Raw genomic sequence first — 17,904 nt, forward strand, 5'->3', positions numbered from 1 at the left:
TGAGAGTGCAAGCCCTGTGAGCACAGCCCCCCGGGGGGATCGAACCTCCCTTTTCTCCCCCTGGGGGGCTGCCCTGTCCGACGCGAGCGGACAGCGGGAGCCACCGCAGGGAGCCAACCCCAACGTTCCCGCCCCTACGGCTCCCCACTTCATGAGGTCACCACACGGTATCCGCGCAGGTCAGCAGCTTTCCACCTGACTCCCTCAGATTCGATGCGCAATCCCCTTGCTACCGGTCCGGGCAGCGGCGCCCGCTCGGCGCCGACGAGCAGCGCGTCGGCCGGGTGCGGGCTCCGCAGGCTGAACACCCGGCCCGACTCGGTGCGGTGGACGAGCACCACCCGCACGTCCGCGCCGAGCACGGGCCGCGCCGCGCGGACGGCCAGGTGCCCGACGACGCCGTCCCCGACGACGAGCAGCGTGCGCGGCGCGAACGCCCGCAGCTCCTCCAGCGCGTACCGGGCGACCGCGAGCGGTTCGAGCAGCGGCGCGAGCGTGACGTCCGTGGACGCGGGCAGCGGCAGGACCATCCCGCCCGCCACCGCCGACGCGGGCAGCAGCGTGCGCTCCTGGAACAGGCCGTCGACGTTGTGGCCCAGCAGGAAGCCCGGATCGTGGGGATGCGTCGGGTTGACGGTGACGAGCGTGCCGGGCGCGAGCGCGTCCGGCACGCCCGGGCCGACGGCCGCGACCCGGCCGACGCCCTCGTGCCCGATCACCGGCGCCGGGTCGTCGCGCAGGCCGCGCAGCATTTGCAGGTCCGTCCCGCACAGCCCCGCGTACAGGGTCGCGACGCTCAGCTCGCCCGGCCCGGGGGACGGCGTCGGCCGCGGGACGACCGACACCCCGCCGCCGCTCCGCACGATCGCCCGGTGGACGCTCATCGCGCCCCCGTCCCGAGCGCCGCGAGCCCGGCCCCGACGAGCCCGTCCGCCTCGCCCGGCGCGCAGACGCGGATCCGGTCGAGCGTCCAGGCCGGGTCGCGCTCGCCGGTCAAGTAGAGGCCCTCGCGGCGCAGATGGCCGAGCAGGGCGCGGTGATAGTGAGAGCCGAGGCCCGCCGCGACGCCGCCGGTGAACGCGACCAGGTCGAGGTCGGGGTCCAGGCAGAGCGCGGTGCGGACGACGTCGGCGACCGGCCCGGTGGCGGCGGCCAGCAGCTCGGCGGCCAGCGGGTCGCCGTCGTCCAGCGCCGCCGCGAACGCCGTCTCCAGCGGCTCGCCGCGCGCGGTCCGCACGCCGAGCGGCGCCGCGTCCCACGCCGCGCCCCGCCGGTCGCGCAGGACGCCCGCGAGCCGCCGGATCCCCGGCCCGGACGCGAACGCCGCGACGTGCCCGGGCCGTCCGCAGGCGCAGTCGAGGGCCACCGGAGCGCCGCCGAGCGCGGTGGACGCGGGCAGGTGCCCGATCTCGCCCTGGAGCCCGCAGCCGTCGACCGGGATCGTCCCGGTGCGGCGGTCGATCGTGCGGCACGCGATCCCGGTGCTGACGGTCACGAGCATGATCTTGCGGCGGTCGCGGGTGGCGCCCGCCAGGTGGAGGAGCGCGGCGGTGACGTCGTTGACGACCGTCCAGGCGACGTCCGGCCGCGCCGCCGCCAGCGCCGCGCGCAGGTCGAACGGCTCGGCGTGCGCGCCCCACAGCGGGGCCGACGCGTAGACCGTCCCGGTGCGGTGGTCGAGGGCCGCGCCGAACGACACGCCCGCCGCGCCGTCGGGCGGGACCGCGTCGGCGAGCAGCCGGACCAGCTCCGCGCGCAGCGCGGCGACGTCGGCGTCCGGACGGTGCGCGCGGCTCGGGGACGGCACCCGCCGCACGGCGCCGAGCCCGCGCCCGGGGGACCAGCCCGCCCAGCGCACATGGGTGCCGCCGACGTCGATGACCGTGATCGTGCGCTCAGGCATGGGGGTCCTCGGCGGCCGGCCGTCCGGCGGGGACCGGCCCGATCAGCAGAGTCACACGGATTGACCGGGCCCGTCAAGACGCCGGGGGCGTCGCCCCGGCCGCGTCCGGCGCGGCGACGCGCGCGTAGTCGTCGGCCAGCCGCCGCATCGTGTACCGGGCGGTCGCGCTGCGCCGCGCGTGCTCGCCGAGCCGCCTCCGCAGCGCGGGATCGTCCAGCAGCCGGGCCAGCGCGCGCCGCACCCCGGCGGTGTCGGCCGGATCGACGAGCACGCCGTTCTCCCCGTCGGCGATCTGGAGCCGGATGCCGCCGACCGCCGACGCGACCACCGCGCGTCCCTTGACCATCGCCTCGGTCACCGTGAGGCCGAAGCCCTCCTCCAGGCTCTTCTGGACGACCACGTCGGCGCGGCGCTGGAGCGCGTTGACGACCAGCGCGCTCCACTCCGGCGGACGCATCGACAGGCTCACCAGATGGACGCGGGCGCGCTCGGCGGGCGGCAGCTCCGCGCGCACGCGGAGGACCTCGGCGAGGACGGCGCGCCCCTCGGGATCGTCGGAGACCTCGGACGGGTCGGTGCCCGCGAGGACGAGATGGACGTCCGGCGGCAGCCCCGCGAAGCACCGGACGACGCCGACCATGTCCTTCAGCGGGTCCCACCGCGACACCTGGACGACCACGCGCGCGTCCCGGGGGAGCGGCGCGTCCTGCACGATCGCCGCGCGCGGGGACGTGCGGGCGGCGGTGAGCCCGACCTCGTCCAGCAGCGCGGCGCCCTCGCCCGGCGCCAGCTCCCGGTTCTTCGGCGCGTCGGTGTCGACGGCGGGCGCGGCGACGAACCGGCGCCCGTCCGGCACGCCCGGCGGCGCGAACTGCGGCAGCGTGGTCACGACGGCGTCGACGGCGGCCAGCTCGCCGGCCAGCGCCCGCCACACCGCGCCCGGCCCGCGCTCGGACGGGATCTCGGCGCCCACGTGGCAGTGCCACACCACCCGCGCCCCGGCCGCCCGCAGCGCCGGGGCGAGCCCGATCGTCTGCGTGTCGTGCAGGACGGCGACGTCCCCGGGACCGATGTGCGCCAGGAACCAGGGCGCCTGCCCGGCGAGCACCGCGCGGTAGACGGCCAGGTACTCCGGATCGTCCAGCGGCGCGGCGGCGACCTGCCCGTGCAGCAGCCGGTAGAGGTACTTGGTGACGGCGAAGAACTCCGCGTTCCCGCCCGTCACGGCCCACGCGGCGTTCGTGCCCCGGGCGCGCTGCGCGGGGACGAGCCCCGACAGCAGTTCGGCGACGCCGCCGCCCGTCGCCGTGGCGTTGACGTGGACCAGCCGGGGCCGGTCGTCCGCCGGCTCGATCACCCAGAACGGAACTGTCATCGGGCGCGCCTTCCGCAGCGAACGGCCACCGGGCAACGCCGTCCATGCTGACAGCGTTCCGACCGGAGTCAACCGGCCTGTCGAGTCCGCATGTGGCCACCGGCAGAGGCGACATTTCGTGATGAATTGGACGCGCTGTGTAACGATCACGGCCGCGGGTACTGATCGTCCATCGGTCTCCCCCCGGGCCTCTGGAGTCCCCCCATGCACCGCACGATCCTGGCCGCCGTCACCGAGCCCCCCGACGCCGACACCGTCCTCGCCGAGCAGACGCGCGGCCTGCGCGCGGAACTCGACGCGCTCGGCTTCCGCCTCCGCTGGACGCACCGGGCGTCCGACGCGCGCGCGATCATCGGGTCGGACGCGACGCTGGCGGCCGTGCTCGCCGCGTGGGACGCGCCCGGCGCCGAGGACGTGCTGCACGCCGTCGCGGCCCGGTTCCGCGGCCTGCCGGTCTTCCTGAGCGGCGCCGGGGACGCCGAGCTGCCGCTCTGGGTGTACGAGATCATCCAGGGCTACGTCCATCCGCTGGAGGACACGCCCGCCTTCATCGCGGGCCGCGTCGCCCACGCGGCCGAGCAGTACGCCGAACGGCTCTTACCCCCGTTCTTCGGAGCGCTCCTGCGCCTGGAGGACCACCACCGCTACTCCTGGCACACGCCCGCGCACGCCGGCGGCGTCGCGTTCCTGAAATCGCCGGTCGGCCGGGCGTTCTTCGACTTCTTCGGCGAGCACCTGCTGCGCACCGACCTGTCGATCTCCGTCCCCGAGCTGGGCTCGCCACTGGACCACACCGGCCCGATCGGCGCCGCCGAGGCCAACGCCGCCCGGATCTTCGGCGCCGAGCGGACGTTCTTCGTCGTCAACGGCAACTCGACCGCCAACCGCGTCGTCGCGCACCACGCCATCGCCCGCGACGACACCGTCCTGGTCGACCGCAACTGCCACAAGTCGATCCAGCACGCGCTGACGATCACCGGGGCGCGGCCGGTCTACCTCGTCCCCGAGCGCAACGGGCTCGGGCTCGCCGGGCCGGTCCCGCCCGCGGCGCTGACGGCGGACGCGGTCCGCGCGCGGCTGGCCGGCCATCCCCTCGCCGCGGGCGACCCGACCTACGCGGTGATCACCAACTCGACCTACGACGGGCTGTGCTACGACGCCGTCCGGGTCGGCGCGCTGCTGGCCGGGAGCGTCCCGCGCGTGCACTTCGACGAGGCGTGGTTCGCCTACGCCCGCTTCCATCCGCTCTACGCGCGCCGCTACGGCATGGCGATCGACGCGGGGACGCTGCCGGGGGAGGGCCGCCCGACCGTCTTCGCGACCCAGTCGACGCACAAGCTGCTGGCCGCGCTGTCGCAGGCGGCGATGCTGCACGCCCGCTCCAGCGACCGCGCCCCGCTGGACTACGACCGGCTCAACGAGACCTACCTGATGCACGCGTCCACCTCGCCGCTCTACCCGATGATCGCCTCGCTGGACGTGGCCGCCGCGATGATGGACGGCCCGTCCGGGCCCGCGCTCACCGGCGAGGCGATCGCCGAGGCCGTCCGGTTCCGGCAGGCGATGGCGCGGATCGCCGCCCGCATCCGCGACGCGGGGGACCGGCCCGGCTGGTTCTTCGGCGTCTGGCAGCCGCCGCACGTCACCGACCCGCGCACCGGCCGGACGACGCCGTTCGCCGACGCCGACCCCGCGCTGCTGGCCGCCGAGCCGTCCTGCTGGACGCTGGAGCCAGGCGCGGACTGGCACGGCTTCGACGGCCTGGCGAACGGCTACTGCCTGCTCGACCCGGTGAAGGTCACGATCACCTGCCCCGGCGCGGACGCCTCGGCCGGGACCCTCGCCTGGGGCGTCCCCGCGCGGATCGTCGCGGCCTACCTGGAGCGGCGCGGCATCGTCGTGGAGAAGACCGGCGACCACACGCTGCTGGTGCTGTTCTCGATGGGCATCACCCGGGGCAAGTGGGGCACGCTGATCGACGCGCTCATCGACTTCAAGCGCGCCCACGACGACGACGTCCCGCTGGACGACGTGCTGCCCGGCCTCGGCCCGGCCGGGATCTCGCTGCGGGACTTCTGCGCGCGGGTCCACGGGACGCTGCGCGACGCGGGCCTCGGCGCCCTGCTCGACCGCGTGTTCACGGCGCCGCCCGAGCCCGTCCTGACGCCGTCCGACTGCTACCAGGCGCTGATCAGGTCCCGCACCGAGCGGGTCCCGCTGGACGGCCTGCCGGGCCGGATCGCCGCCGCGACCGTCGTCGTGACGCCGCCCGGCATCCCGATGCTGATGCCGGGCGAGGCGGCGGGGCCGGCGGACGGCGCCCTGCTCGCCTACCTGCGGGCGCTGGAGGAGTTCGACCTCGCGCATCCGTCGCTGGCGACCGACGTGCACGGCGTCCACCGCGCGCCCGACGGGCGGTACCGGGTCGAGGTCATGGCCCGGTGAGGCCGGCGTCGAGTTCGGCGCGGGTCGGCGGGTCGGCGCCGGGACGGGTCGTGGCGAGCGCTCCCGCCCGGACGGCCCGCGCCAGCACCCGCTCCAGCTCGTCCGGCGCCGCCGGGACGCGCACCGCGTCGCCCGTCCACAGCCCGTCCAGCAGCGCGGACTGGAACGCGTCGCCCGCGCCGATCGTGTCGGCCACCCGCACGCGCGGCGCCGGGACCGACACCTCGGCGTCCGGCAGGAAGCCGGTCGCGCCCGCCGCGCCGCGCGTCAGGACCACCAGGCGCGGCCCCCGGGCGAGCAGCGCGCGGGCCGACTCCGACGGGCCTCGCCCCGGCCACAGCCAGGCCAGGTCCTCGTCGCTGGCCTTGACGACGTCGGCGACGCGCGCGATCCGCTCCACCGCCGTCCGGTAGGCCGCGCGGTCGGGCAGCACGGCGGGCCGGACGTTCAGGTCCACCGCCACCGCGCGTCCCGGCCGTCCGCGCACCTCCCGGCACGCCGCGAGCACCCGCGCGGCGCCCGGCCGCACGACGGCGGCGAGCGAACCGGTGTGCAGCAGGACGGCGTCGTCGGCGACCGGGACGCGCACCGGGTCCCAGACGGCCAGGAACTCGTAGGTCGCCGCGCCGGTCGCGTCGTCCACGTACGCGAGCGCGACCGTCGTCCGCCCGGACGCGCCCGGCACGCGCTCCACGTCGATCCCGGCGGCGGCCAGCCGCTCCCCGACCAGCGCGCCCGGCGGGTCGTCGCTCCAGCAGGTGACGAGCGTGACCGGACGGCCGAGCCGGCGCAGCCCGATCGCCACGTTCGCCGGGCTCCCGCCGGGCAGCGGGCGGATCGTCGCCGCGCCCGCGCGCCACACCAGGTCCACGAGCGACTCGCCGATCACGACGGTCCGCATGCGTCCTCCGTTCCCGCCGGGCGCAGCGGCCACACCCGGACGTCGAACGCGGCGAACCCTTCGCCCGCCGCGCGGGCCCGCAACCGCCACGGCCCGTCCCCGACGGGGTAGAGCCGCAGCGTGAGCGCCTCGCCGGTGCCGAGGAAGATCTCGGCGATCGAGCGGTCGACGATGATCCGCACGTCGGCCGCCGCGCCGGGCGCGGAACGCGTCACCGCCCGCCCCGCGCACGCGGTTCGCGGGACGCCCGCGAACGGTCGGCGACCAGCTCGCCCGTCGCCGGATCGAGCGAGATGTCCAGGTGCTCGCCGCCGTCGGACGACGTCGGCAGCCGCAGGCCCGCCGCGGCCCGTCCGTCCGGCGAGCGGTGCAGCCGCGCCGTCACGTCCGGGCACCGGCCGACGGCGCCGAGGTCGCGCGGGACGCACGCCGCCGCCCGGCCGCGCGCGGTCACCACGGCCGCGCCGCGCAGCGCGCCGATCTCCCGCGCGGGCCGCTGGACGACGGCGCAGTGCCCGTTCGTCGCCACCTCGCGGGGAGCGTGGGCAGTCCCACCCATCCGGCCTCGTCGGTCCAGGTGCTCGGCGCGCCGGGGCGGACGGCGTCCCGGGCCTCGAACATCACCGCCTCGTCGGGCGGCTCGGCGATCCGCAGGCCCGGGTCCTTGGCGAATGTGGGCTCGGTGCCGTTCGGGAACGCGTCGGGGGCTGTTTAACAGACATATTTGTCTGTTAGATTGCTCGCCCCCGAGACCTTCGAATCCCCGTGGAGCGCGCATGCGTCCGGTCCGACTCGCCGCGTCCGTCCTCGCCGCGCTGCTCGCCGTCTCGGCCGGCGGCGCTCCTGCCCGGGCGGCGGCCCCGGAGTACTATCTCGCGGTCGGCGATTCGCTTTCGGTTGGCGCCCAGCCGGGCAAGGGGCCGACCGACGAGGGATATACCGACGACCTCTACGCAGCGCTCCGGAAAAAGCACCCCGATCTGAAGCTGGTGAAACTCGGCTGCGGCGGCGAGACCACCACGACGATGCTCAAAGGCGGGATCTGCACCTATCCCGAAGGCTCCCAGGTGGGCGCCGCCGAGGCGTTCCTGAAAAAGCACGCGGGCGCCGTCCGGTACGTCACGCTGAACATCGGCGCGAACAACACCGGCTGCATGCTGGACGGCGACATCGCGTGCGGGCTCACGGGCATGGCGGCGCTGGTCGCCGAGCTGCCGCAGATCGCGTCCCGGCTGCGCGCGGCGGGCGGCGACGGCCCGGCCTACGCGGCGATGACCTACTACGACCCGGGCCTGGCGTCCTGGGTGACGGGCGGCGCGGGCCAGGCCGTCGCCGTCGCGTCCGTCCCGGTCGTGGACGTCTTCAACACCTGGGAACAGGCCGTCTATCTCCTGAACGGCTACAAGGTCGCCGACGTCAACGCCGCTTTCTCCACGCACGACTTCACCACGAAGGCCACCGTCGCCCCTTACGGCACGATCCCGCTGAACGTCGCGCGCATCTGCACCTGGACCTATCAATGCACCGACAACGACGGCCACGCGACGCCGGCCGGTTATCAGCGGATCGCCGACACCTTCGAGCACGTCTTTTCCTAAGGAAACCGGCCGGCTGAGGCGGGCGTCCAACTTTCATGGACGCCATCGGCCGCCATGAGGCGGCCTATCTCTGCGGCGGCCCCGAGCGCGTCGCCGTCGCCGCCCTGGTCGCGCTGGCGGACGCCGGACGGATCCAGGTCGCGTCCGGCCGCCACCGGGTGTCGGTGCTCGTCCGCGAGGCCGCCGACCCGGTGGAGGCCGCCGTGCTGGACGCCGTCCCGGGAACGGGCCGGGTGCTCGGCGCGGCCGTGCGCGACGTCGCCGGATCGTCCGCCGTCGCGGCCGTGCGGGACGCGCTGCGCGCGGACGGCCTCCTCGCCCGCCACCGCCTCCCGGGCCTGCCGGCGCTGACCGCGAAGGGCCGCCGCCTGCGCAAGGCGCTCGCCGCCGCGCCGCCCGCCGGGCTCCGCGTCGCCGTCCTCGGCGCGGACGCCGTCGCGGACGACCGGCTCCGCCGCACGTTCACCACGCCCGACCCGCCCCCGGCGAGTTCGCTGCTGCCCGAGCGCGAGCGCGGCGCCGAGCACCGCGGCCAGTACGGCGCGCCCGACCGGTCCCTCGACTACGGCGGGACGGCGGGTGGCGACTCGTACTGACCGGCTGCGTCATCGGGCCGACGACTGAGGTGACGCGCGGCCGGACGGGGCAGTCATCCGACCGATGCCGCCGCCTGCGCCGGGCGCTTCGATGAGGGCGGGACCGGCCGCGGCCGGTCCCGCGGGTCGCGTGCGCAGTCCGGCGCGGTCCGCCCGGCATGCGACCGAGAGGGACCACGTGCATCACCTGACGAAGACCGGACGGACGCTCGCGGCGGCGGCGACGGCGGCGCTGCTGGCCGCCGGCCTCGGCTCGACCGCGCACGCCGCTCCGAAGCCCCGGCCGCGCACGCTCGGCGCGTTCACCTTCGGCAACTCCTACAGCCACAAGAAGGTGGCGGGGCTGACGACCGGGAAGATGCCCGCCTCCTCGGCCCGGCACTTCCTCGACCTGAAGAAGCCGCGCTTCAAAAACGCGAAGCGGCGGACGGCGAAGACGGTCGCCGCGACGGAGACGCCGTGGACCGGCTCATGGCACATGGACTGGGGCGTGTTCCCGAGCGTCCAGGTGTACGGCGCGGCGGCGCTCCAGAGCGTCAACCCCTCGATCGTCCTGCCCGCCGGGCACCCGGACGACATCTACGCCCCGACGCTGCTGCCCGCCAACCAGAGCTGCATCGAGATGGTGACGACCTACCTCGCCGGGCGCGACTCGGTGTCGGCGTGGGACTGGTGCAGGTCCAGCCCCGGCTGGAGCGTCGGCGTCACCGTGGACAGCGCGTTCACCGCCAAGTACACCGCCATGTCCGCCGGCCACCCCGTCTACGCGGTCCAGACTCTGCTGACCAACGCCGCGTCCAATACCTGGACGTCCTATCTCTGGAACTTCACAACCTCGTCGTGGGACACGTTCTACACCAGTTCGGGCGGCACTCCGTTCCCCGCGACGGGCGGCGGCTGGGACATGTGGGAGGTCTACACCGACTACGACGCCACGACCGGGCAGGGCGCCTTCTGCGACGACACCCGGGGCGCGGTCTGGGAGAGCTCGGCCCTCGCCTACTCGACGAGTGTCGGCGCGGCACCGCTCACCACGGCGTCCACGGCCAACTCCACCCAGCCCGCGGTGCCCGGCGACGACGGCGGCTGCGACTCCCCGGCGCTGACGCGCCAGCTCGTCTCCGCCAACAGCCAGTGGCGGGTCACCAACTAGCGTCCCGCGACCCCGGGGCGGGCGCGGGCCGGTCGGCCAGGGCGTCGCGCAGCGCGGCGCGGGTCGCGACGCCGAGCTTGGGGAAGATCCGGTAGAGGTGGGCGCCGACCGTCCGGGGGCTCAGGAACAGCTTCTCCCCGATCTGGCGGTTGGTCAGCCCGGCGGCGGCCAGCGCCGCGACCTCCTCCTCCCGCGCGGTGAGCCCGCCGTCCGCGCGGGAGAAGGAGGTCGCGCCCAGCTCGCGGCGCGCGCGGTCGGCCCAGGGCCGCGCGCCGAGCCGCTCGAAGACGTCGAGCGCGGGCGCGAGCTGGTCGCGCGCCCGCCGGGGGCCTGCGGTCGTGGTGCGGCGCAGCCGCTCGCCGTAGGCCAGGCGGACGCGGGCGTGGTCGAACGGCCACCGCTCGGCCCCCGGTTCGGCGAGCACCCGCTCGAACAGCTCGCCGAACCGGTCCTCCGGCGCGGTCATGGCGGACGCGCCGGAGGCGAGCAGGACCAACCGGGGCGACAGCGCCGCCACCCCGGCGGCGTCCAGGGCGGCGGCGTGCGCCCGCGCCTCGGCGTCCCGGCCCGTCCGGACGGCGGCCTCGACCAGGTCGAAGCACACCCACAAAGCCTGCGGAGCGTGCGCGGGCAGCCGGCCGGGCGGGGCGACCGAGGCGGCGTGCCGGTAGGCGTCCTGGAAGTCGCCCCTGCCGAGGGCGGCCAGCGTGTGGACGTGCGCGCAGTAGGCCTCGGCGGACAGGATCCGGCGCGGCGCGGTCCACGCCAGGATCCGCTCGGTCAGGGCGGTCGCCGCCGCGTCGTCGCCCCGGACGGCCGCCAGCAGCCCGAGCTGGTAGCGGGCGGACCAGGCGAGCAGGTGGTAGCCGTGCTCCTCGCAGACGCCGAGCGCCTCGTCGGCGAGCGCCCGCGCCTGCTCCCACCGCCCAGCGAGGAACGCCTCCAGGGCGAGCGCGATGAGCGCGTTGATGGACGGCGTGGGAGCGTTCCCCGACCGTCCGAGCTCCACGACGCGGGCGAGGGCGTCGCGGCACGCGGTGACCCGGTCGATGAACACTCCGGCGAGGCCGACGCGGATGATGTCCTCGGGGTCGGTCTGGTCCCGCAGGTCGGCGATCGCCGCGTCGAGCCGCCGCAGGGACGCGGGCGTCGCGTTGACGGGATCGGCGAACAGCGTCCCGCACAGCTCCAGCGCGGGCGGAAGCGGGCGCGGGGCGGCCTTCAGGGCGTCCTCGAAGGCGGGCCACAGCTCGGGCCGGCCGCCGTAGACGCAGACGAGCAGCAGCATGTGCAGCGCCTCGAACAGGTCCGCGCGGTCGTGGGCGGAGGTCTCGATCGCGCCCGTGAGCAGGCGGTGGGCGAGCTGGATCTCGCCGTCCCCGTTCAGGAGGAGGAACGCCGCCGCGACCGTCGCGCGCAGGGACGCGGCGACCTCGGGATCGGCCCGGCGGGCGTCCGACAGCAGCCCGGCGGCCTCGCGCAGCCGGCCGCCGAGGTTCGCGCCGACGTAGGCGGCGCGGGTGAGGCGGCGGGCGCGGTCGCGGACGCCCGGGCTCAGCTCGGCCGCGCGGACCAGCGCGGCGACCGCGCCACCCGCGTCGCCCCGGCGCAGCGCGGGGAGCGCGGCCCGCTCCAGCCGTCCGGCGATGCGCTCGTCCGGCCCCGCCGCGGCCTCGGCGGCGTGCCACGCGCCGCGCTCGGGATCGCCGGCCAGCGCGGCGGCGAGCCGCCCGTGCGCCGTGCGCCGCTCCGCCAGCGTCGCCGCCGCGACCACCGCCGACCCGATCAGCGGGTGGCGGAACCGCAGGCGCGCGTCGCCGTCGACCCGGACGAGCCGGGCGCGCTCGGCCGGTGCGAGGGCGGCGAGGTCGGCGGCGCCCGCCGCTTGCTGGAGCAGGCCGGGGTCCCCGCCGCCGTCGAGCGCGGCCAGCAGCAGCAGCGCCCGCGTCTCGGGGCCGAGACCGGCGAGCCGCGCCGCGAAGACCGCCTGGAGCCGTCCGGTCAGCGGCAGGACGGCCGGCGGCGCGCCCGGCCGGTCGTCCAGCGCGGCGGGCAGCTCCAGCAGCGCCAGGGGGTTGCCGTGCGCGGCGCCGAGGACGCGGCGCCGCGCGCCGGGGGAGAGCCGGGGGAACCGCGCCCGCAGCAGGCCGGCCGCGGACGGCTCGTCCAGCGGCGCCACCTCGTGCCGGGGCAGGCCGCTCGCGTCGAAGAAGCCGCCGGCCTCCGTCCGCGCGGCGGCCAGCACCCCGACGCGGGCGCCGGCGAGCCGTCGCGCGACGAAGCCCAGGGCGGCGGCGCTCGGACGGTCCAGCCACTGCACGTCGTCCACGACGACGAGCAGCGGTCCGGCGTCCCGCAGGAGGCGCAGCGCGGCGGTGAAGACGAGCAGGCGGTCGGGCGGGGGCCCGGCGTCCAGGCCGAGGGCGACGTTCAGCGCGTCCCGCTGCGCGGCGGGCAGCCCGCCGCGCCGGTCGGCGAGCGGCAGCAGGAGCTGGTTCATGCCCGCGAACCCGAGGTCGGTCTCGAACTCGACGCCGGACGCGCGCAGGACGGTGACGCCCGCCGCGTCCGCCAGCGCGGCGGCCCGGTCCAGCAGCGCCGTCTTGCCGACCCCGGCCTCGCCCGACAGGACCAGCGCGCGGCCCTCGGCGGCGGACGCCGACAGGAACGAGCGCAGGAGGTCCAGGTCCGCCGTCCGGCCGACGAGCGCGGGGTCGCCGTCCGGCGGGCGGGGGAGGCTCATGCGGGCCTCCGGTGCCGGCGGCGGGCGGGACGCGGACAGGCTACCGAGGGCGGAGATCGACCGGTTCGCGACGGATCTGAGAGTTGCGCCACAGCGGCCGGCGGGCCTCGGGAGCGCAAACGTTGACGATCTTTCCGATTTTTCCTACTATTTAAGTAGGTAATACTCTGATCGAGAGGTCACGCCCATGCTTCGCGCACGCCGTCCGGCAGGCCCGGCTCTCGCCGCCGCCGCCGTCCTCGCCGCCGCCCTCGCGCTGGCGGGCTGCGGCGGCACCGACGCGGCGGGCGGCACCGGCTCGGGCACCCCGGTGCGCGGCGGGACGCTCGTCTACGCCGTCAACACCGAGCCGGTCAACCTCGACCCGCACGCCAGCCCGCAGGACGTCACCGGCCTGTTCACCCGGCCCGCGCTGGACTCGCTCGTCGCGCTGGACGCCAAGGGCGGCGTCCATCCCTGGCTCGCGACCGCGTGGAAGATCTCCGCCGACCAGAAGAGCTACACGTTCACCCTGCGCACGGGCGTGAAGTTCAGCGACGGCACGCCGTTCGACGCCGCCGCCGTGAAGACGAACCTCGACCACATCGTCGACCCGCGGACGAAGTCGCAGCTCGCCGCCGGGTTCATCACGCCCTACACCGGCACGACCGTCCTGGACGACCACACGGTGCGGGTGGACTTCTCCCGTCCGCACTCGCCGTTCCTCGCCGCGCTCGCCACCGCCTACTTCGGGATCGAGTCGCCCGCGTCGCTGAAGAAAGGCCCCGACTACCTGGCGCGGCACGTCGTCGGCACCGGGCCGTTCGTCATCGACGCGTTCACCCCGCACCAGGGCATCACCTACCACCGCAACCCGGACTACAACTGGGGACCCGAGGGCGCCGCGCACACCGGCCCGGCGTACCTGGACAAGCTCCAGATCAAGACGCTGACCGAGGACTCGGTGCGGCTCGGCGCGCTCACCAGCGGCCAGGTGGACGGCATCGCCAGCGTCCCGCCCGCCAACGTCAGGCAGGTCAAGGCCAATCCCAGGCTGACGATCCTGTCGCGCGAGGCCCCCGGCGGGAACTACAACTACTACCCGAACACCGCGTCCGGGGTCTTCGCCGACCTCCGCGTCCGGCAGGCGTTCCGCGCGGGCATCGACTTCCGCACGATCGTGCGGAAGCTCTATTTCGGAACGTTCTCACCGGCGTCGAGCCCGATCGCCCCGAACACCGTCGGCTACGACCCCGCGACGGGGAACCTCGGCGCCTACGACCCGGCGCAGGCCGCGCGGCTCCTGGACGAAGCGGGCTGGACGGGCCGCGACGCGCAGGGCTACCGCACCAAAGATGGCAGGCGGCTCGTCGTCCGGTGGTCCTTCGCCAAGGCGTTCGCGCGCGAGCAGCGGGACGTCCTCGCCGTCCAGGTCCAGGCCGAGGCGAAGAAGCTCGGCATCGACGTCCGGTTCGAGGACGGGACGTTCACCGAGCTGATCGCCCGCCAGGTGCGGGGCGACTACGACCTCGCCGACTTCAGCTGGCAGCGCGCCGACGGCGACGCCCTGCGCAACCTGTTCGCGTCCGCGAGCATCTCGACGCCGCGCAGCTTCGGCCAGAACTCGGCCCGCTACAAGGACCCGCAGGTGGACGGCTGGCTGAACGCCGCCCTCGCCACCACCGACCTCGCGCAGCGGTCCGCGCTCTATGCGAAGGTCCAGCAGAAGGTCCTGGCGGACGGCGCGGTCTTCCCCGTCTACGTCTTCGACTACCTGCTCGGCGCGAACAAGCGCGCCCACGGCATCGCCTGGGAGCCGCAGGCCTACCCGACGTTCTACGACGCGTGGGTGACGGGGAAGTGAGCCGCCGGATCGTCCGGACGGTGCTCGTCCGGCTCGGGACCTCGCTGCTGGTGCTGTGGGGCGCGGTGACGGCCGCGTTCGTCGCGCTGCACCTCACGCCCGGCAGCGTCGTGGACGCGCTGATCGGATCCAACACCGTGACACCGCAGGTCCGCGCGCAGATCATCGCCGACTACGGGCTGGACCGGCCGCTGTGGCGGCAGTACCTCGCCTACCTCGGCCGGATCCTGCACGGCGACCTCGGCCGCTCCTACCAGCTCCACGAGTCGGTGGCGTCGGCGCTCGGCTCGCAGCTCGCGCCGTCCCTCCAGCTCACGCTGGTCTCGATCGGCCTGGCGCTGATCGTCTCGACGCCGCTCGCGCTGTTCACCGCGCGGCGGCGCCGCTGGATCCGCGCGCTGTCGTCGGGGATCGAGCTGGTCGGCGTCTCGATCCCGACGTTCTGGGCGGCGATCCTGCTGCTGACGGTCTTCTCGTTCCGGCTCGGCTGGTTCCCGGCGGCGGGCGCCACCGGCTTCGGCGGGCTCGTCCTGCCGGCCGTCGCGGTCGCGATCCCGGTGACGGCGCTGCTCACCCAGGTCACGCGGGAGGGGCTGGAACGCGTCCTGGAGGAGCCGTTCGTGCTGACCGCCCGCGCCCGGGGGATGTCGGACGCGGGCGTCCGGACGCGGCACGCCCTCCGGCACGCGGCGCTCCCGGCCGTCACGTTCGCGGGCTGGCTGTTCGGGCTGATGCTCGGCGCGCTCGTCCCGGTCGAGCAGATCTTCTCCCGGCCCGGCCTCGGGCAGCTCCTGCTCACGGCCGTCGGGGGCAAGGACCTGCCGATCGTGATGGGCGTCGTGCTGTTCACCGCCCTGGTCTACGTCGTGGTCAGCAGCACGCTCGACGTGCTCTACCTCGTCATCGACCCGCGCCTGCGGGGGGCCGCGCGATGACGGCCCTCGCCGTCGCCGCGCCCGCGCGGACCGGCCGGCGGTTCCGGCCGGGCGTGTGGGGCGCCGCGCTGTTCCTCGCGCTCGTCGCGCTCGCCGCCGTCGCGCCTGGCCTGCTCGTCCACGGCGGGCCGGGCGACGCCAACGCGCTCGACGCGCTCACCGGCCCGAGCGCCGCGCACCCGTTCGGGACCGACGCCAACGGCCGCGACGTCCTCACCCGCGTCGTCTACGGCGCGCGGCCGTCGCTGCTGGCCGGGCTCGGCGCGACCGGGCTCGGCGTCGCGGCCGGGTCGCTGCTCGGGCTGCTCGCCGCGCTCGGCGGCCGGGCCGCCGACGAGATCGTCATGCGGTTCATGGACGTCGTCCTGTCGCTGCCGACGCTGCTGCTCGCGCTGCTCGTCCTGACGATCACCGGTCCTGGCACGCTCAACTCGATCTACGCGATCGCGCTCTACACCGCGCCGAGCTACGCGCGGCTCGTGCGCGTCCAGGCGATGGTCATCGGGCGGTCGGGGTTCGTGGAGGCGGCGACGTCCCTCGGGCTGACGCGGGCGCGCGTCGTCGCGCGGCACCTGCTGCCGAACGCGTTCGCGCCGCTGTTCGTGCTGGCCACGATGGAGGTCGGGCTCGCGATCGTCGCCGCGTCGTCGCTGAGCTTCCTCGGCCTCGGGCCGCGCCCGCCCGCGCCGGAGTGGGGCGCGATGCTCTCGGCGGGCCGGGACTACTTCTCGGTCGCGTGGTGGACGGCCGTCTTCCCGGGCCTCGCGATCACGCTGACCGTCCTGTCCGTCACGGTCGCCGGACGGCGGCTCCAGCTCCGGAGCGAGGGGAGGTCGGCGTGAGCGGCGCACTGGTCGAGGTCGCCGGGCTGCGGGTGACGTTCGGCGACGTCGCGGCCGTCCGGGACGTGTCGTTCACGATCCGGCCGGGCGAGTGCGTCGCGCTCGTCGGCGAGTCGGGGTCGGGCAAGAGCGTCACGGCCCGCACGCTGCTCGGCCTCACCGGCGACGGCGCCGACGTCCGCGCGGACACGCTGCGCATCGGCGGCGCCGACGCCACCGGGTTCACCGAGCGGCGCTGGCGCGCGGTGCGCGGCACCGAGATCGGGTACGTCCTGCAGGACGCGCTGGTCTCGCTGGACCCGCTGCGCCCGGTCGGCCACGAGATCGCCGAGGCGCTGACCCTGCACCGCAGCCTGTCGCGCGCGGAGCGGACGGCCCGCGTCGTGGAGCTGCTGCGCGCGGCGGGCGTCCCCGAGCCCGAGCGCCGCGCCCGCCAGCGCCCGCACGAGCTGTCGGGCGGGCTGCGGCAGCGGGCGCTCATCGCGTCCGCGCTGGCCTGCGACCCCGCGCTGCTCATCGCCGACGAGCCGACCACCGCGCTCGACGTCACCGTGCAGGCGCAGATCCTGCGGCTGCTCGCCGAGCGCCGCGCGGCCGGGACGGCGCTGCTGCTCATCAGCCACGACCTCGCCGTCGTCGCCGAGCTGGCCGACCGGGTGCTCGTGCTGAAGGACGGGCGCGTCGTCGAGGAGGGCCCCGTCCGCGACGTCCTCACCGCGCCCGGCCACCCCTACACGCGGACGCTCCTGGACGCCGTCCCGAACTCCCCGAAACCGGCGCCCGCCCGGCCGCCGGGCGAGGTGGTCATTGCGGCGCGCGGCCTGGTCAAGGACTTCAAGGGCCGCCGCGCCGTGGACGACGTGTCGTTCGAGCTGCGCGCGGGGGAGACGCTCGGCATCGTCGGCGAGTCGGGGTCGGGCAAGACCACGACGGCCCGGCTCGTCCTCGGCCTGCTCGACCCCGACGCGGGCGAGGCCGCCGTGGACGGCCGTCCGTGGCACCGGCTCACCGCCAAGGAGCGCCGGGAGCTGCGGCGGCACGTCCAGGTCGTCTACCAGGACCCGCTCGGCTCGTTCGACCCCCGCTTCACCGTCCGCCGCGTCCTGGACGAGGCGCTGGAGGTCGGCGGGACGCCCCGCCGCGCCCGCCGGGACCGGGCCGTCGAGCTGCTCGAACGCGTGGGGCTGGACGCGTCCGTCCTGGACCGCCGGCCGCTGCGGCTGTCGGGCGGGCAGCGCCAGCGCGTCGCCATCGCCCGCGCGCTCGCCCCCGGCCCGCGCGTGCTCGTGTGCGACGAGCCGGTCTCCGCGCTCGACGTGTCGGTGCAGGCGCAGGTCCTGGACCTGCTCGCCGGGCTCCAGGACGACCTCGGCGTCGCCTGCCTGTTCATCTCCCACCACCTCGGCGTGATCCGCCGGGTCAGCGACCGGGTCCTCGTCCTCAAGGACGGCCGGGTCGTCGAGGCCGGCGCCGCCCGCCGCGTCCTCACCGAGCCCCGCGCGGACTACACGCGGGAACTGCTGGCCGCCGTCCCGACGCTGCCCAGCGCCGAACCGGCGCACTAAGGAGA

The 17,904-nt window shown here is 75.9% G+C and carries 15 protein-coding genes; 8 read left to right on the forward strand and 7 right to left on the reverse strand.

What is annotated here, in order from left to right:
• Positions 1-149: 149 nt before the first annotated feature.
• From BTM25_RS24050 to BTM25_RS24060, 3 genes are all read right to left on the reverse strand, one after another.
• Positions 150-884: an alcohol dehydrogenase catalytic domain-containing protein gene (locus BTM25_RS24050; RefSeq protein WP_103565232.1), complete on the reverse strand. Its 735-nt coding sequence runs from the start codon at positions 882-884 to the stop codon at positions 150-152.
• On the reverse strand, positions 881-1,903 hold the full coding sequence (locus tag BTM25_RS24055; RefSeq protein ID WP_103565233.1) for an ROK family protein: 1,023 nt from the start codon (positions 1,901-1,903) through the stop codon (positions 881-883). The genes BTM25_RS24050 and BTM25_RS24055 overlap by 4 nt, the downstream gene beginning before the upstream one ends.
• Positions 1,904-1,976: 73 nt before the next feature.
• On the reverse strand, positions 1,977-3,278 hold the full coding sequence (locus BTM25_RS24060; protein ID WP_103565234.1) for a glycosyltransferase: 1,302 nt from the start codon (positions 3,276-3,278) through the stop codon (positions 1,977-1,979).
• A gap of 204 nt (positions 3,279-3,482) precedes the next feature.
• Here BTM25_RS24060 and BTM25_RS24065 point away from each other — a divergent pair, with 204 nt between their 5' ends.
• On the forward strand, positions 3,483-5,723 hold the full coding sequence (locus BTM25_RS24065; protein WP_103565235.1) for an Orn/Lys/Arg family decarboxylase: 2,241 nt from the start codon (positions 3,483-3,485) through the stop codon (positions 5,721-5,723).
• On the opposite strand, the gene BTM25_RS24070 is transcribed toward BTM25_RS24065, so the two are convergent.
• Genes BTM25_RS24070 through BTM25_RS24080 form a run of 3 tightly spaced genes read right to left on the reverse strand, consistent with a single transcriptional unit; the run spans position 5,710 to position 7,183 of the window.
• Positions 5,710-6,624, reverse strand: coding sequence for a carbohydrate kinase family protein (locus tag BTM25_RS24070; protein ID WP_103565236.1), 915 nt, complete (start codon positions 6,622-6,624; stop codon positions 5,710-5,712). The genes BTM25_RS24065 and BTM25_RS24070 overlap by 14 nt on opposite strands.
• Complete coding sequence (locus BTM25_RS24075) at positions 6,609-6,839, reverse strand: GH32 C-terminal domain-containing protein (protein WP_103565237.1); 231 nt, start codon at positions 6,837-6,839, stop codon at positions 6,609-6,611. The genes BTM25_RS24070 and BTM25_RS24075 overlap by 16 nt, the downstream gene beginning before the upstream one ends.
• A complete protein-coding gene (locus BTM25_RS24080; RefSeq protein ID WP_146059142.1) occupies positions 6,836-7,183 on the reverse strand; it encodes a GH32 C-terminal domain-containing protein in 348 nt (115 codons plus the stop codon). Before BTM25_RS24080 ends, BTM25_RS24075 begins: the two co-directional genes overlap by 4 nt.
• A 217-nt stretch (positions 7,184-7,400) precedes the next feature.
• Between BTM25_RS24080 and BTM25_RS24085 the strand changes: the two genes are divergently transcribed.
• The 3 genes from BTM25_RS24085 (at position 7,401) to BTM25_RS24095 (ending at position 9,971) form a co-directional block, all read left to right on the forward strand.
• The gene (locus BTM25_RS24085) at positions 7,401-8,222 is read left to right on the forward strand and encodes an SGNH/GDSL hydrolase family protein (protein WP_103565239.1); all 822 of its coding nucleotides are present in this window, start codon (positions 7,401-7,403) and stop codon (positions 8,220-8,222) included.
• A gap of 35 nt (positions 8,223-8,257) precedes the next feature.
• Positions 8,258-8,818 carry a TIGR04222 domain-containing membrane protein gene (locus tag BTM25_RS24090; protein ID WP_103565240.1) on the forward strand — a complete coding sequence of 187 codons (561 nt, stop codon included), beginning with the start codon at positions 8,258-8,260 and terminating at the stop codon, positions 8,816-8,818.
• Between the two features lie 178 nt (positions 8,819-8,996).
• Positions 8,997-9,971, forward strand: a complete 975-nt coding sequence (locus BTM25_RS24095; protein ID WP_103565241.1) for a hypothetical protein — start codon at positions 8,997-8,999, stop codon at positions 9,969-9,971.
• On the opposite strand, the gene BTM25_RS24100 is transcribed toward BTM25_RS24095, so the two are convergent.
• On the reverse strand, positions 9,961-12,714 hold the full coding sequence (locus BTM25_RS24100; protein ID WP_103565242.1) for a helix-turn-helix transcriptional regulator: 2,754 nt from the start codon (positions 12,712-12,714) through the stop codon (positions 9,961-9,963). The genes BTM25_RS24095 and BTM25_RS24100 overlap by 11 nt on opposite strands.
• A 187-nt stretch (positions 12,715-12,901) precedes the next feature.
• Here BTM25_RS24100 and BTM25_RS24105 point away from each other — a divergent pair, with 187 nt between their 5' ends.
• From BTM25_RS24105 to BTM25_RS24120, 4 genes are read left to right on the forward strand one after another with little or no spacing between them, the layout of a single operon-like run.
• Positions 12,902-14,557 carry an ABC transporter substrate-binding protein gene (locus BTM25_RS24105; protein ID WP_103565243.1) on the forward strand — a complete coding sequence of 552 codons (1,656 nt, stop codon included), beginning with the start codon at positions 12,902-12,904 and terminating at the stop codon, positions 14,555-14,557.
• Positions 14,539-15,492 (forward strand): ABC transporter permease, encoded by a 954-nt coding sequence (locus BTM25_RS24110; RefSeq protein ID WP_235828591.1) that lies wholly within the window; start codon positions 14,539-14,541, stop codon positions 15,490-15,492. The genes BTM25_RS24105 and BTM25_RS24110 overlap by 19 nt, the downstream gene beginning before the upstream one ends.
• A complete protein-coding gene (locus BTM25_RS24115) occupies positions 15,489-16,334 on the forward strand; it encodes an ABC transporter permease (RefSeq protein WP_103565244.1) in 846 nt (281 codons plus the stop codon). The genes BTM25_RS24110 and BTM25_RS24115 overlap by 4 nt, the downstream gene beginning before the upstream one ends.
• Positions 16,331-17,899 carry a dipeptide ABC transporter ATP-binding protein gene (locus BTM25_RS24120; RefSeq protein ID WP_103565245.1) on the forward strand — a complete coding sequence of 523 codons (1,569 nt, stop codon included), beginning with the start codon at positions 16,331-16,333 and terminating at the stop codon, positions 17,897-17,899. The genes BTM25_RS24115 and BTM25_RS24120 overlap by 4 nt, the downstream gene beginning before the upstream one ends.
• Positions 17,900-17,904 lie beyond the last annotated feature (5 nt).

The organism is Actinomadura rubteroloni (assembly GCF_002911665.1).
GTDB classification, from domain to species: domain Bacteria; phylum Actinomycetota; class Actinomycetes; order Streptosporangiales; family Streptosporangiaceae; genus Spirillospora; species Spirillospora rubteroloni.

Bases quoted from the DNA above. Each gene is read 5' to 3' on its own strand.
- BTM25_RS24060 (WP_103565234.1), bottom strand. From the start codon at position 3,278: ATGACAGTTCCGTTCTGGGTGATCGAGCCGGCGGACGACCGGCCCCGG.
- BTM25_RS24070 (WP_103565236.1), bottom strand. From the start codon at position 6,624: ATGCGGACCGTCGTGATCGGCGAGTCGCTCGTGGACCTGGTGTGGCGC.
- BTM25_RS24115 (WP_103565244.1), top strand. From the start codon at position 15,489: ATGACGGCCCTCGCCGTCGCCGCGCCCGCGCGGACCGGCCGGCGGTTC.
- BTM25_RS24105 (WP_103565243.1), top strand. From the start codon at position 12,902: ATGCTTCGCGCACGCCGTCCGGCAGGCCCGGCTCTCGCCGCCGCCGCC.
- BTM25_RS24055 (WP_103565233.1), bottom strand. From the start codon at position 1,903: ATGCCTGAGCGCACGATCACGGTCATCGACGTCGGCGGCACCCATGTG.
- BTM25_RS24090 (WP_103565240.1), top strand. From the start codon at position 8,258: ATGGACGCCATCGGCCGCCATGAGGCGGCCTATCTCTGCGGCGGCCCC.
- BTM25_RS24100 (WP_103565242.1), bottom strand. From the start codon at position 12,714: ATGAGCCTCCCCCGCCCGCCGGACGGCGACCCCGCGCTCGTCGGCCGG.
- BTM25_RS24050 (WP_103565232.1), bottom strand. From the start codon at position 884: ATGAGCGTCCACCGGGCGATCGTGCGGAGCGGCGGCGGGGTGTCGGTC.
- BTM25_RS24065 (WP_103565235.1), top strand. From the start codon at position 3,483: ATGCACCGCACGATCCTGGCCGCCGTCACCGAGCCCCCCGACGCCGAC.
- BTM25_RS24085 (WP_103565239.1), top strand. From the start codon at position 7,401: ATGCGTCCGGTCCGACTCGCCGCGTCCGTCCTCGCCGCGCTGCTCGCC.
- BTM25_RS24080 (WP_146059142.1), bottom strand. From the start codon at position 7,183: ATGGGTGGGACTGCCCACGCTCCCCGCGAGGTGGCGACGAACGGGCAC.